Source organism: Schaedlerella arabinosiphila (genome assembly GCF_003885045.1).
GTDB classification, from domain to species: Bacteria; Bacillota; Clostridia; order Lachnospirales; family Lachnospiraceae; genus Schaedlerella; species Schaedlerella arabinosiphila.
In genome coordinates, this window is the sequence record NZ_RHJS01000002.1 from 3,178,687 (window position 1) to 3,193,179 (window position 14,493).

The window sequence follows — 14,493 nt, forward strand, 5'->3', positions numbered from 1 at the left end:
TTAATTATCCATGTTTAGCACTGTAAAATCTGCATACCTCTTGCAATCCTTAGAACCCTACATGCTTCTTCTAATCCGTTATCATTCTGAACATTACCCGCAATAATATCAAAAAAATGTTTCAGTTCATCCATCTGATACAAATCACGATTATCAGGAAATTTAATAGCTTTATTGCTGTGTAAAAATTGGATAGATTGATCAATCAAGTCCACAGAAATCGTATCTTTTTGGGTGAATATTTCCATTTTTCTAAGAGGATATCTCCCGAAATAATCTAAATGGATTTCTACAACCATATTTTCATATTCCGCTATATACACGGCAATATCATCAGAATCTATTTCTAAGTCTGATTTTCTACAAATTAGAGAGTGTACTGTATGCGGAAATCCAACAAGATATTGCATATAGTCCCATTCATGGATTAGATCAATTGAAACACCCCCACCCATATTTTTGTGTGCACTATAGGTATTTCTATAATCGATCCCGTTTCTCCATTCAGGAAGATAACTCGAAGATATACTCCTTATTGAGTATACTTTAGAAAAATCAATTTCGTTCTTTACATATTGAACAACTTTTGAATACCTTAAAGGAGATGCAACATAATATATATTATTTTTGCTGATAAATGGCGTTATATCTTCTAATCCAGAAATGAATACTGGCTTCTCAATAAAAAAAGCATCACTATATTCGTGATACTTTAAGAGTGTCTCGTAATGAATATCCGTCGGATTTGTTATAAATACCGCATCATAATAGGCTTGAATTTCTTTTATATCTGTGTAAACATTTTTAATTAATTGTTCTATAGTTGTCGATAGTTTTTTTCCTCTCCCACTTCTTATAACATCAATATTAACATCTGAAAACAATGACCTAATATTTCTTATATGTCGTTCTGCAATAGATCCAATCCCAATAAATAATATATTCATTGATAGTATTCCTCAATTTTATCAATCAGAGACAAAATATATTTATCTTTCATCAATGAATAACGCGGACTTTTCCCTTCCTTAATCATTAACAAAAACTCTTTTATCTCATTTCTGTATGGTTCCTCATTTATATTATCAGAGTATCCCTCTATATGATCGCCTGAATTATTTACATGGATTTTTTCCAACATTCCACTATCAATATTAAGATTGTACAAATCATCATACCCATCCCAGAATAAATGTATTTTCTCACCAATAATTTCTAATCTTGTTATAGCCTTTCTCGATACTACATCCGCAACAAAAACTCCTATATTACCATTCTCATGATGCAGACTCAAATTCACAGTATCAGGAAAATCAATATCCAACCTTGTACATTTCTGAGTTTGGCAGCTAAGACTGTCTATCATACCAAATGTGTTCACGATCCATGGTAATTGTATTGCTAAAATTTCTCGAATCCCATTTGTTTGCTTTTGTGATACAAAAAAATCTTTATAGCATTCCCAAGGATGCCAATCTGGTAGATACTGTCCCACATGATAAATATAGTTCATTGGAGAATTCTGCTTCTTTACAAAATCATTTACAAATTCAATTTGTTTTTTGTAGAGCAAAGTACTTGATATAAATACAGAAACATTCTTTATCTTAGACTTATCAATTATTTCTTCATAAAGATCACTTGTAAGATTTAATTCTGTAAACACCTGAATTCCCGAATCAATTAGTCTCAAAATGATGGATGCATGATGTCCAGGCGAAGTGCAAACAAAAGCAATTTCTGGCTTTTCATTAATTGCCTCATCCAAGTTACTGTAACCCAGCAAACCATTAGCTTTGATTTGCATAAGCCGTTCTGGATTACGATCAACACAAATAAATACTGCATTATTAAGAACTTCACTCACAAGTCTAATCCGTCTTCTTCCCATTGAACCATAACCTACTATTAACACTTTCATTGAGATACCTCGCAAAATAGTAATATAATAAATACTGCAATATACTTACTTATTGGTACTTGAATTTTTACTGCTTTTTAGTGTTTCTCTTTTATCACTATATTTAATCCTTGGCCAAAGACAATTGAATTATCGGGAATATTTGTATTAATCACATAACTGTTTGCTGCCATTGACACATTATTTCCAATTACTGATGCCCCTACAATCTTTGAATCAGAATACATCATTACGTCATCACCAATTATTGGATAAATTAGCTCTCCATCTTTATTATAGTTCCCCCCTACAGTACATCCTTGGCAAAAATAGAATCTGTTACCATACTTTGCACGCCCCATCACAGCACCAACAGGGTGTTCACATGACCATATATTCGGTAACTCAATCTCATACAATAAATCCACCGCATTTAGTGCTTTATTAAGATAATATATTTTATCGCACAGTTTTCTTTCTGCTTCTTTAAGCCAAATAATACGTCCAAGCCAAAATAGGAAAACACAATATATCACGCTATTATACGGATATATTTCACCATTGAAATATTTGTTATTAAAAGCAGATATACATTCAACAGTTTTCTTTTTTGCACTATAGATATATCGAATCAAAACAGTTTCTTCTTCTCTAGAAGTAAAAAACAAATTATTTAATTGATGTAAAACAATCCTTGTTAATTCATCCATAATACTTTTACTTACCACCTAATCTTCCAATATCATAAAATCCTTTTTTTAAGAAAATCCCATTATCAAATATATTTTTAATCTCTGTAACGATGCGTTTAGACGTTTCCCCGTTCCCATATATTCGAGTTTTATTTCTGTGTATCTTTCGGACTTGATCCAAGCTATCAAGAATTTTATTTCTATCACATGGACAGTTGATAATTGTATCCACCATTATTCTACCCTTTTGGCGATCCCCAATATTAACTGTTGGCGTTCCTAAAACCGGTGCTTCTAAAATACCACTTGAACTATTTCCCATAACAAATTCTGCAAACTTTACTGCACTTAAGTATTTCCTCATTCCAAGAGAATGGACAAGAATAGCATTTCTATACTTCTCAGAAAATTTCTCAAAAATACGATTTACGATTTCTCCTCCTTTATCCGCATTTGCTTTAGTAATTACAAATATAATGTCAATACGATTTGCAATCACATCACAAATCGTTCTAGCCTGATCTTCAGCAGTTTCGTCTTCCAGTGTAACAGGATGGAACGTAACAACAGAATATTTTTTATCTAGCGAAATACCTATATCATCCCTTATCTCATTCTCGTTCATTAGTTTTTCATTCAGAATGTTTTCCGTTCCTAATGATCCTACATTAAACACTCTATTGGGAGATTCTCCTAGCTGAATAACTCTATTTCTATACTCCTCAGTTGCTGTAAAATGAATATAACTCATCTTAGTTAAGGCATGTCTTATACAGTCATCAACAGCCCCCTCAGTAATTTCTCCCCCGTGAATATGTGCGATTGGAATCCGTTCATTCATTGCAGCAGAAGCTATCCCCAGCATTTCAGTCCGATCACCAAGAATCACGACCATATCAGGCCGATCATCTCGGAAACATCTCGCAAATCCCCTAATTGCATTTGCCATAGTTGCTGAAATGTCATAGGCAGAGTTTCCTCCTTCAAGTATAGGAATGATATGCGAGATCGGAAACCCGTCTTCATATATCGCATTAATCGTATACTCTTGTTTATCAGAAAGATGCGCACCTGTGACAATGAGTTCAAGTTTTAGTTCTTTGTCATTTATTATCCTTCGAATGAGTGGTGTAAGCAATCCATATTCTGCTCTGGTGGCGGTAACTATTGCTATTTTTTTCATAGCTCTATTAAATCATCCTCTAAAAAATCACGGATTGCGGTCATCCCCAATACTTCATTCCAGCGCATCGGATTGATCCCCGTCCCCGGACGTTTCGTAGTGAGATTATCTACCGTGAATACTTCGCCTTTTTTAATGTTTTTTGCTGCTACAATGCTTTTCCTGGCCACTTTAGCATTCTCAATCTCATGATCCACTGGCTTTTTTTCTCCTGTTCCTAATGCAATCTCAACATTTCTTATTGCTTGTATCATTTCAGCAAGTTCATTTGGTTCGAGGCTTGCCTTGTGATCAGGTCCCTCCATCATCCTGTCGATAGTAAAATGTTTCTCTATAACTTTTGCTCCCAGAACTACAGCCGCAATAGGAACTTCTATCCCCTGTGTATGATCAGAATAGCCGATATCACAGCCACAATGTTCTTTCATTGAAAGCATTGCCCTTAAGTTCACATCCTGTATTAACGCTGGATAATTTGTTGTACAATGCAGGAGCGTTATATTACCAGCACCGTTCTTTTTTAAAATATCTAATACAACATCTACCTCTGACATTGTGCTCATACCAGTAGACAAGATTACATCTTTTCCTGTTTTGGCAATTTCAACAAGGTATGGATAATTTGTAATCTCTCCAGAAGGAACCTTCCATATTTCTTGCAAATCATTTAAAAAGCGAATACTTTCAATATCAAACGGGGTAGCTAAGAATTTTATACCCAATTTTCTACAATATTCAGCAATATCTACAAAATCATCAAATGGAAGAAGAAGTTTTGATAACATCTCTTTTTGAGATTCTTCTTTTCCAATATTTTTCTTCTGGTATGTTGCCATCTGAGCTGACTTTGATACAAAAGAATCCAGTTTTGCTGTCTGAAATTTCACGATATCAGCACCGCTTTTTTTTGCAATATCAATTAATTTTTTTGCCAAATCAATTGATCCGTTATGATTAACCCCAGCTTCTGCAATTATTAATGTTCTGCTCATTTTACCTCATCTATATGCTCCAACAATAGTACTGTTTTCAGGTACGTCTGTAAGAATAATACTTCCTGCTCCAATGACACTATTTCTACCTATTTTAACTCCTTGGATAATTGTTGAGTTTGCACCAATAAATACATTACTATCTATTTCTACACCACCACAGACAGTTGCTCCCACTGCAATATGTGAAAAATCACCTATTTTGCATTCATGCTCTATGATGCAAGCAGTGTTTATTATTGCATAATTTCCTATAATGCTATCTGCATTTAAAATAGCATTCTTACCGACAAACACACCAATTCCCATATCCACTGAATTTGAAATCAACGCCGAAGAATCAATGATATTGGGTGATTGAAATCCGATTTTCTTACATTTCTCAAAAATATTACGCCGAACATCGGTACTCTTTATACTACCAACCGTTATGAAAGCACTCCGATAGCCATTTTTGTATAAATCTGGCAAAACCTCGTCTGTTCCAACTACCTTACATCCCAGAAGAGAACTTCCTTCTGGATTATAATAATCAGTAATGACTATTTCTTTAAAGCAGGCCATTCGCAATGCTGTGTCCAATACAGATTTGCAATGACCACCGCCGCCAACCAGAACAAGTTTACTGGACATATCCTCCATTAATCCTTTCTTCCATCTTCTTCATCTCCTCAAACTGGCCCATATCAAGAAATGACTTTTCACTTATAGGAAACATTCCAACTTTCTTCTTATTAACCATCACTTTATTTACCAGATCAGTCATATGAAAAATGATTCCTTGGGGTATCCATTTAAATAATTCGGGATTAATTACATACATCCCTGTATTAATGAAATGTGATAGCTGTGGCTTTTCCTCCATACATTCCACGATTCCTTCTGCTCTTGTATGTATTACACCGTACGGAATAATAGTATTTTTAAGGGATGAAACAATTGTAATATCATTTGATGAATCAATATGATAATTAAGAATCTTCTCATAATCAGCTTCTATAAGGATATCACAATTGGTAACAATTACAGGCCGATCAAATTTCTTCTTTATCAATCTGATGCTACCAGCAGTACCCAATGGTTTGTCTTCATCTACATAATGAATATCATAGGAATGAATAATTTCTGAAAAATATGATTTAATCATTTCTTTCTTGTAGTTTACTGTTAAATAAAAATCGGTTACCCCAAAATTGGAAAATCGATTTAATATCCTTTCTAATATAGGAACATCTCCTATGGGAATCAACGGTTTAGGAAGAATCTTCGTATATGGAAATAGCCTAGTTCCTTCTCCCCCAGCCATAACTATAACAACCGTATCTTTCAATGCGCTTCTTGAAATCTCTTGTTTCAGTTTTTTGTATGATTCAAGAAAAATGACATCCAGAATCATCATATGATCGTTTACGACAGCAATAGAATGAACCCGTTCCTCATTCATACGTTTTAATCCTTCTTTTGCCTCAGATTGAAACACATATTTGGGATTATGATTCATTGCATCGCTTACGGTTCCTGCTACCCCTCCAGATGTAATAATCCAGCGTCTTATATCCCCATCTGTCAAACAACCAACAAGCTTATCTTCAGAATTGACTATATAAACTAATCCACAAGCATTTTTATCGATAGATTTCATGGCATCTACGATACTCACATTATTATTACATTTATATTTTGATAATTCTTCACTATTCATCTTAAATTTTAATCCCTTAATTCATTGACTCAGTGTCCTAAAGAATTTTTCAAGTGCTGATTTTATAATTAATTTTTTTAAGACTAATGCAAGAGTCCTCTACAAAAATTAATATCCTTACTATAATCATGTATTATGCCTAATATAACAATACTTCTAATTTCATCTATATACTTATTTCATTCCATTTTGTCCACTATAATGATTCTAAAAAATCAATGATATCATAGATATGGCTTCTTCCTGCTATATCTCCATCAAATCCTACCTTTATATAGGAATTTGCTGATTTAATATAACAATTATTATCTATTCTCATCTGCTCTATTAGAATATCTGATACCTCATCTTCTTTAATATGATCGATATTGATTGTTTCTTTGTTTAATTTTTTACTTGTATTTTCACAATATGTAATATTTTTAGGTAGTTTATACAACTCATCTTGTATGATAAATATAATCGGTTTAAGATACATAACTCCATACAAAAAACTTGTTGATGCAGAAGTCATTATAAACTCTGCATCTCTAACCAATAAACTAGTCTTAAATTTTTCTATGCGGAATCCATTATATGATTCAGGATGCTTTTCATAGTCTGATCTCGGATGTGCTGCAATCACTACTTTATAACCAGAGTATTTCTCAATCCAGCAAAAGAATTGCTTTAATGAATTATAATATTTCGCAGGATCTATTCTATTTTTTCCTGATATGAGCTCTACATCTGGATGATAAGGAGCATAAAAATCAAGCCATACACAATACTTTTCCGGTACAATTCTCTGTTTTCCTTTATTCTCAAGAGCTTCTTCATAAAAATTAGAATGAATTGTTTTATAGGTTGTATGTTCATCACAAACTAAGCGCTTTCTAAAATCTGCCTCCTCATCAGGTGAATTACAAATAATGAAATCACAGGCCTTAATTCCTAATTTTTTTCTTGGTAACCTACGATATAATCCGTTTGCTATTCTTTTAAAAGAAAGTCCATAAAGAAAAGAACTTATTCTTTTTCTTGTTGTCATGAAACTTGCTGTTTGATAGCTTGTACCTAGAATCAAATATCCATAGTCTCTCCGGTTCTTTGATAAATATCTAAATAATTGAAAAAATTCCACAAGACAATCAAATGTAACTATTATAACTGCATCATAATACTCATCTAATAATTTAAAGAGTTCAATATTTGTATAAACTCTATGTACATATTTTTCTTCATAATTAATCAGACCGGTTACTGTATTGTTATATGCCGGCCGGTTAGAAAAATAAGAAGTATCTATCAGTTCTATATTATAACCTAAATTTAGAAAATCAGAAATCTTAAATAATGATAAATAACTCTTCGGTATTGGAGTATGAAATAAAAAAACGATTTTTCTCTTATTATTAGTATTCACAATTACTAGCTATCCTTTATATTTCCTTCTAAGTTTAATTAAGTACTTTTTATAGTTTTGATTACTTTTGCTGGAATTCCAACAGCCACACTATAGTCAGGAATGTCATGTGTCACTACTGCATTTGCTCCAATCACACAGTGCTTTCCTATTTTTGCTCCGATTATACATACATTTTCCCCAATCCAAGATCCCTCACCAATTTTCACATCACCTGCAAAATTAGTCCCTTGTTGAAATATTGGCCTTGCAATATCATTATAATTATGATTGCAATCCGATATATATACTCTATCTGCAATTAAAACAGAATCTTCTATTTGAACATTTTTTTTCCCTACTATATGTGAAAAATGTCCTATTTGAACATGGTTTCCAATAGAGAGTGTTACCGCATCTGCAACATTGTTATTTCCCATTAGCCATGCGTAATGTGCAATAAATGTTCTACTACCTATTGATATACTTTTAGTTTCTGATAACTGCATTGGCGAAAAAATCGTTGTTTTCATCCCAATATTTGAAAATCTATGTTTATACAAAAACTGCGTAAGTAATCTGTATATAGCTATCTTTACAATATTCATCTTGATTATGACCTATAAATCCTTTTCGCTAGACAAAATTTTGCTTTCATCCTCTATTTTCTTTGTTTTTGGAACTTGTGAAATATGCTCTTTTCTATTAGGCTGATTTTATACAGCATTTTATAAATCCAAATACCGAGAGGCGGTATTTCAAGACATTCAGACATATATACGCCACCGCTATCAACTATTAATTTGTTGATTTTTTCATAATCATCATATTCTTTATTCATGGATGAACATCCCAAATGTACTATTGGGTGTTTCATAAGAACAAACAGTTTTTTACCATTCTTATACAGTTTATGTGCATATAAATCTTCCTCATGATATAAATAGGTTTTCTCATTAAATCCACCCACTTCGTCAAAGACACTTCGTTTCGTCATAATAAAACAGCTAATCAAAACTTCTGCTTCAAAAGCGTCATGCTGAACAGCCTCTTCAACATCATAAAACCATAGAAATTCTTTTTTATTTCTGTAATATAGTCTCCTCGTAATTGGCATTACAGTCAGCATTAATTGTCCATAAGTAGGTCTTTTCCATGCAAAATCTCTGGCATAATCCTTTTCTTTTGTCAATTCCATAGGGCATACTGCCGCCACATTTTTGTGGCAATCCAAAAACTCTATCATATCTGTAATACTTTCTTTAGTTACAATTACATCCGGATTAGAAAAAAGGAAATAATCTATATCCGTGCATATCTTTTTCGCATATGTCGCTCCAAAGTTATTTCCTTTAGCTATTCCATTATTTCCAGTAGTTTGAATCACATGAATATGATCCGCTTCATACTCCTTAAGTTTTTCATATGAATCATCTGGAGAACAGTTATCTACGACAATAATCTCATCTAAAATATTAAATTGACTTACAGCTTTAACAAGATTAATCGTCGATTCACTATCTCTATACATAAGAATAATGATTGCACACTTACTCATTTTTCCGTCTCCCCAATAACAAAAAATTTAAAATTTTTATTTTAGATATCACTTTTGTAGTCAAATAGCTTATTGCTAATATGGCTATTGTTTCTATAATCATTCCCCACCATGTAATATTAAAGCGAACAGCAAGCCACCTTAATACAATATTTAATTGCATTGAAATGATATATATTCCCATAGAATTTTTCCCTATTTCCTGTATTACCCCGTTCTCTTTCAATGGAATAAAGATTCTAACTGATAGTAGAATACATACACTTCCTATGATGCCAATTATCGTTCTATATATATCCCATATAAAAATACCAACAGCTCCCTTTCTTAATAATGACCAATAGCCAATATAAATATATCCGTTTCTTTTGTAAAACATAAAAAGAGCTGTAAAGAGGACAGCCCCAATTAATAATCCCTTTTTATAGTCAAATGTATTTTTTATCTGATTTCCATATTCTTTCATATAATATCCCGATATGAAACATGGAAACATAAATTTATAACATTCTGAATTAAATAAATCAGGAGTAAAAAAGGTTGCTAATAACAAAAGTGTCAAACAAACAATTTGAAGCTTACGATTAACTATTTTAAATACAAGTATTGAACCAATTGAACAATATAATACGGCCCATAGAAACCAATAACTTACAATACAATGATATCCAAATTTTACAATTTTATATAATACCCCCCCCGCATTTACAAAATCTTTTCCATTGATAATAAGATTCCATGATAACAAAGGGATCAATAAACTGCTACATCTTTCAATTAGTATTTTTTTTGTAGTCTTTCTTTTTACTGTTGTGTTGAATAGATAACCGCTGATCATCATAAAAAGAGGCATATGAAAAGAATATATAAATTTAAAAACTATATTGTCAAAAAAACCATCGCTATTTCCATAAGATATTTGAATTGAATGACCTAAAATCATGAATATTATAGCTATACCTTTTGACACATCTAACTCTGGTACATGTATTTTTTTATTTTCTATTTTACACATAATTTATCTTCTAATTATTTTTTTTAGATATGTATTTTTGTCATTTTTGCTCATTCCAATTATTCTGGGAAAAATGCATATTAATGATAAGGAGATCACTGTATACACTATTCCTACGCTTATAGTTTGTAGTACAAGTTGTATCCAAGTTGCACATTGCCATATTTCTTCAAGAAGTAATTTTGTAATTATTCCAATTCCACCTAAAAATATAATGAGTACAATTTGAAACATATTATATTTCAAAAAAGATATACCTATTTTACGTGAGATTATAAATAATGTTGTTTCAACTGAAATAATATTAACCAATAAATAATTAAGAGCTATCCCTATTCCGCCAATCGTCTTCGGCCATATAAAATTGGGAATTTGAAAAAGGAAGACGAAGATAACTGTTAAAGCTTGTCCTAGAATTATAATTCGCGCATTTGTCTTTGTATTCTCTGTTGCATATAGGTATGAGCCTTCGATTTGTCCCCAAGACTGAAAAATCGTATATAGCATTATAAGTACCGTGATTGAAGTCGCTCCAATATACTTATCCCCATAAACAATTTCTATTATATTTTTCACTTCAACACATATAAAAACAACTATAAAGCTGGTAAGTGCAGTCACCAATTTCATCGATTGCAAAAATCGATGTTTTAGCAAATCCAATTTGTTATAAACTATTGCAAACTCTCGTCTCATTAAATCCGCATATGGAGAAAATACATATGTCACAAGAGTATTCAGTTGCCACGCTGCACCAAATTGAGCCTGTTGCACTGCACCAGACCATTTCATTAAAGCCCAGTTCATAAAAATCACAGTAAATTGCGAAAAAATACTTGATCCTATTAATGGTCTACAATATATATAATATTCTTTAGCATACTTTTTGATATTATAACGATATTCTCTTTGCTGATATCTTTTTTTTTGCTCAGTTAACGCAGCATAAAGCATCACAGCGGTTACAAGAGAGGTCACAGATATTTGTGTTATATAGAAAAAGACTAAATTGATATTTCCCAAAAGATAGCCAAAAATCACTGTTGCTGCTATCAATAACCTCATAATGATTTGACTCACTGCAGGAAATCTCGCTATCGCCATCGCATCATAAATCCCAATATTGTCAACAAAAAAACGAGATAGAATAGAAACCTCCAACGCTAGTAATACGACAAATAATGTTTGTCCTTCAAAGCTGCTCTGTAATAAATTTAATGAGAATAAAATAATCACGCCTATATTTAACAATACTGCAATTATACCGTAAAAAAACAAATAAAAAACCAACAGTCCTCTGTCTTCATTCCTTTTTGAAAACTTAGATACCATAGCTCCAGAAACAGACATATTTGCCATATTAACAATGGAGGTAAATACGTTAAGATTATATGAATAATATCCATATTCTTCTACTGATAATGCACGTGGTAATATGATCTGAACTCCCCCGTTTAAGAGTACAATTGCAACAGAGCTTATCAGTTTAATTGCATATCTACTTTTTAAATCATCCTGTTTCATAACTACATTTACGCTTTATTGCTCCTCATCATAGATGCTAGTCTCTTCGACATTTGTCTTGGAAAAAGTGAAGCTGTATAATAACATATTCCTCTAAAGTCATATAATAAATATGGTTTCATCAATTGCCTTACACGCTTGTTTTCACCTTTGGGCAAGATATCCTTAGCCTCAAAATAATCACTATAAAACTGCAGCTTTCTCCTCGCCTTGGGATAATTATTGTCAAAATTCCTATCCATTTTTCTCATGCATTCTAACATCATTGCATATTCCTTCGAAAAATGAGACTGACTTTTCGTTGTTGTCATTTCACTATGAACTCGTCTTTTTACAAATGGTTTACCTTGATAATATGTATTCCAATTATATGCTATCCGTAAAAAAAACTCTGCCTCTTGACAATATTTATAGTTTTCATTACAATAGATTTCCATTTTTTCAATCGCTTTTCTACGAATCATTGTAGAACTCGTACAGAAAAAAAACATATCTATATACTGTGAAAAACTCATTATTTTCTCTTCAAAGTTATTTTCCTTTATACTCAATTTTTTTTGCGGCATTATCATATCATAATAATTAGAAAACACCAAGCCGACATCAGGAAAACGCTCCATAATATTTACCTGTTTTTCTAATTTATCATAATCCCATAAGTCATCACTATCAATAAATGCAATATATTCACCTGTAGTTTTCTCGATAGCCCTATTACGAGCCGCCCCTAATGGTATTGTTTCTTCTCCTCTATAATATTTCAACCTTTTATCAAATTTCTTTGCAATCTTTTCTGTTGCATCTGTTGAGCCGTTATCCCAAAATATTATTTCAAAATCTTGAAACGACTGTTTTTTTAAACATGTCAATGTTTGTCCGAGATATTCTTCTCCATTCAAGCAATTAATTATTATACTTACTTTCTCCATATTCTCCTCTTTTAGAATCCCACTTTTGAATAAGATTATTGTAATCTTGAAAGCTCATAAGATTCTGATCTTTATCACTTATGATTATTTCTTCAACTCCTCCTATTTTTTCAAATGGCCAGAAAATATTGATGTCTGGATCGTTATACATAATTCCCGAATCGCCTTCGCTATAAAACACCTCTGCACATTTATAACTCACAACTGAGTCTTCCAAAACTAAATATCCATGCCCAAAGTACTCTGGAACCAAAATTTCATTTCTATTTTCGGAACTAAGATCAAACCCTCTCCATTGTCCAAAAGTTTCAGATTTCGGACGCAAATCCACTATAACATCATATATATGACCGCTTACGCATCGTACAAGCTTGGCTTGCTGTCTTCCCAATTGAAAATGTATTGCTCTTATAACCCCTTTCTTTGAAATTGTATAGAAAACTTCCTTCAATTCATGAGTAATCCCATGTTTATAAAAGACTTCTATATTGAAGTCTTTTATAAATCCACCTCTTTCATCAGTGGAATAGAATGGCCTGATCAAATATGCCCCCTGTAAATCTAATTTTTTAAAATTAAATCTCTCTATCATTGTTCTCCCATCTCTTGTATGTCATTAAACTCCGTTTTTCTTAGCCATTCAATTGTCCATTTGATTCCTTCTTCAAAGTCAATACTAGGCTTAAATCCCGTATCATGCATTAATTTCTGTCCATCATATGCTTCTGGTGGAAGCGGTTTACCATTAAATGGGATATCACCTAAATATAACTTAATATCTGGATCAATCATATCTCTTATTATTTTGATATATTCCTTTAATTTTCGTTCCTTATTACTTCCAAGATAGTATGCGGTATTTTTATTTCCATACTTAGCTGCAAATTGTAGTGCCCTCGCAGTATCAGTAACATACATGAAATCATATATCTGTTCACCTGCTGTGAATGATGCTCTTTTCCCACTGAGCATCAATCGACTTGCCATCATTACAAAATTATTTGTTGTACTCCCCGCCGCAAATGTATTTGATAAGTAACACCATATATGGTCTATTCCTAACCTAGTACATTCTGTTTTAGTCATAAAATGAGCAGTAAGTTTTGCTATACCATAAAAACTAACAGAATTTGGTATTGCCCCGTCCTCTGCATGGTAGTTCAGTACATCCTTTTCTGCTAATGTCCCTGCACCAATGAAACGCTTTATTCCCATCTTCGAAATAGCATCAATCGTATGGAGAGCATAAGTGACATTTCTCATCTGCATCTCATAATCTCCCCGCTCATCTCCGAATGATCCAAGCCACGCCAAATGAAAACAAGCATCTATATTTCTATCTTCAATAATTTCAGGAAGATTATGTATATCGCCCATATCACAATATACAATTGAAACATTTGGCAAATCTTTTATACGAGTAATACTAGAATTTTCACATCTTACAACAGCTATAACCTGAATCCCTTCACGGATAAGTTCTTTTAATAGTTCTGAACCTATAAAACCATTGGCTCCTGTAACGATTACTTTTTTCAAAAATGTTTTCCTCCTAATATAGAGAATACTTAATAAGCTCTTTTGCAGTATCCGAACTTTTTATATCTCCTGCCG

General features: G+C 32.4%; 15 protein-coding genes. All 15 read right to left on the reverse strand.

Going from position 1 to position 14,493, the window contains the following annotated elements; genetic code table 11:
• Nucleotides 1-14: 14 nt before the first annotated feature.
• Nucleotides 15-947, reverse strand: coding sequence for a Gfo/Idh/MocA family protein (locus tag EBB54_RS15300; RefSeq protein ID WP_125128072.1), 933 nt, complete (start codon nt 945-947; stop codon nt 15-17).
• Nucleotides 944-1,921, reverse strand: a complete 978-nt coding sequence (locus tag EBB54_RS15305) for a Gfo/Idh/MocA family protein (RefSeq protein WP_125128073.1) — start codon at nt 1,919-1,921, stop codon at nt 944-946. The genes EBB54_RS15300 and EBB54_RS15305 overlap by 4 nt, the downstream gene beginning before the upstream one ends.
• Nucleotides 1,922-1,998: 77 nt before the next feature.
• Nucleotides 1,999-2,610, reverse strand: coding sequence for an LbetaH domain-containing protein (locus EBB54_RS15310; protein WP_205128756.1), 612 nt, complete (start codon nt 2,608-2,610; stop codon nt 1,999-2,001).
• Nucleotides 2,611-2,617: 7 nt separating this feature from the next.
• The gene (neuC, locus tag EBB54_RS15315; protein ID WP_125128074.1) at nt 2,618-3,775 is read right to left on the reverse strand and encodes a UDP-N-acetylglucosamine 2-epimerase; all 1,158 of its coding nucleotides are present in this window, start codon (nt 3,773-3,775) and stop codon (nt 2,618-2,620) included.
• A complete protein-coding gene (neuB, locus tag EBB54_RS15320) occupies nt 3,772-4,767 on the reverse strand; it encodes an N-acetylneuraminate synthase (RefSeq protein ID WP_125128075.1) in 996 nt (331 codons plus the stop codon). The genes neuC and neuB overlap by 4 nt, the downstream gene beginning before the upstream one ends.
• Before the next feature lie 6 nt (nt 4,768-4,773).
• Nucleotides 4,774-5,400, reverse strand: coding sequence for an acetyltransferase (locus tag EBB54_RS15325; protein ID WP_125128076.1), 627 nt, complete (start codon nt 5,398-5,400; stop codon nt 4,774-4,776).
• Nucleotides 5,390-6,469, reverse strand: a complete 1,080-nt coding sequence (locus EBB54_RS15330) for a nucleotidyltransferase family protein (protein WP_125128077.1) — start codon at nt 6,467-6,469, stop codon at nt 5,390-5,392. The genes EBB54_RS15325 and EBB54_RS15330 overlap by 11 nt, the downstream gene beginning before the upstream one ends.
• A 196-nt stretch (nt 6,470-6,665) precedes the next feature.
• Nucleotides 6,666-7,874, reverse strand: coding sequence for a hypothetical protein (locus EBB54_RS15335; protein ID WP_125128078.1), 1,209 nt, complete (start codon nt 7,872-7,874; stop codon nt 6,666-6,668).
• Nucleotides 7,875-7,912: 38 nt separating this feature from the next.
• Entirely contained in the window at nt 7,913-8,461 is a 549-nt protein-coding gene (locus EBB54_RS31605) for an acyltransferase (protein WP_125128079.1), read from the reverse strand.
• 53 nt (nt 8,462-8,514) lie between these two features.
• Nucleotides 8,515-9,411, reverse strand: a complete 897-nt coding sequence (locus tag EBB54_RS15345) for a glycosyltransferase (RefSeq protein ID WP_125128080.1) — start codon at nt 9,409-9,411, stop codon at nt 8,515-8,517.
• Nucleotides 9,404-10,426: an acyltransferase family protein gene (locus EBB54_RS15350; protein ID WP_125128081.1), complete on the reverse strand. Its 1,023-nt coding sequence runs from the start codon at nt 10,424-10,426 to the stop codon at nt 9,404-9,406. Before EBB54_RS15350 ends, EBB54_RS15345 begins: the two co-directional genes overlap by 8 nt.
• 3 nt (nt 10,427-10,429) lie before the next feature.
• A complete protein-coding gene (locus EBB54_RS15355) occupies nt 10,430-11,950 on the reverse strand; it encodes a lipopolysaccharide biosynthesis protein (protein ID WP_125128082.1) in 1,521 nt (506 codons plus the stop codon).
• A gap of 8 nt (nt 11,951-11,958) precedes the next feature.
• The gene (locus EBB54_RS15360) at nt 11,959-12,879 is read right to left on the reverse strand and encodes a glycosyltransferase family 2 protein (protein WP_125128083.1); all 921 of its coding nucleotides are present in this window, start codon (nt 12,877-12,879) and stop codon (nt 11,959-11,961) included.
• On the reverse strand, nt 12,854-13,471 hold the full coding sequence (rfbC, locus tag EBB54_RS15365) for a dTDP-4-dehydrorhamnose 3,5-epimerase (RefSeq protein WP_125128084.1): 618 nt from the start codon (nt 13,469-13,471) through the stop codon (nt 12,854-12,856). The genes EBB54_RS15360 and rfbC overlap by 26 nt, the downstream gene beginning before the upstream one ends.
• Entirely contained in the window at nt 13,468-14,418 is a 951-nt protein-coding gene (locus EBB54_RS15370) for an NAD-dependent epimerase/dehydratase family protein (protein ID WP_162307157.1), read from the reverse strand. Before EBB54_RS15370 ends, rfbC begins: the two co-directional genes overlap by 4 nt.
• Nucleotides 14,419-14,493: the final 75 nt, after the last annotated feature.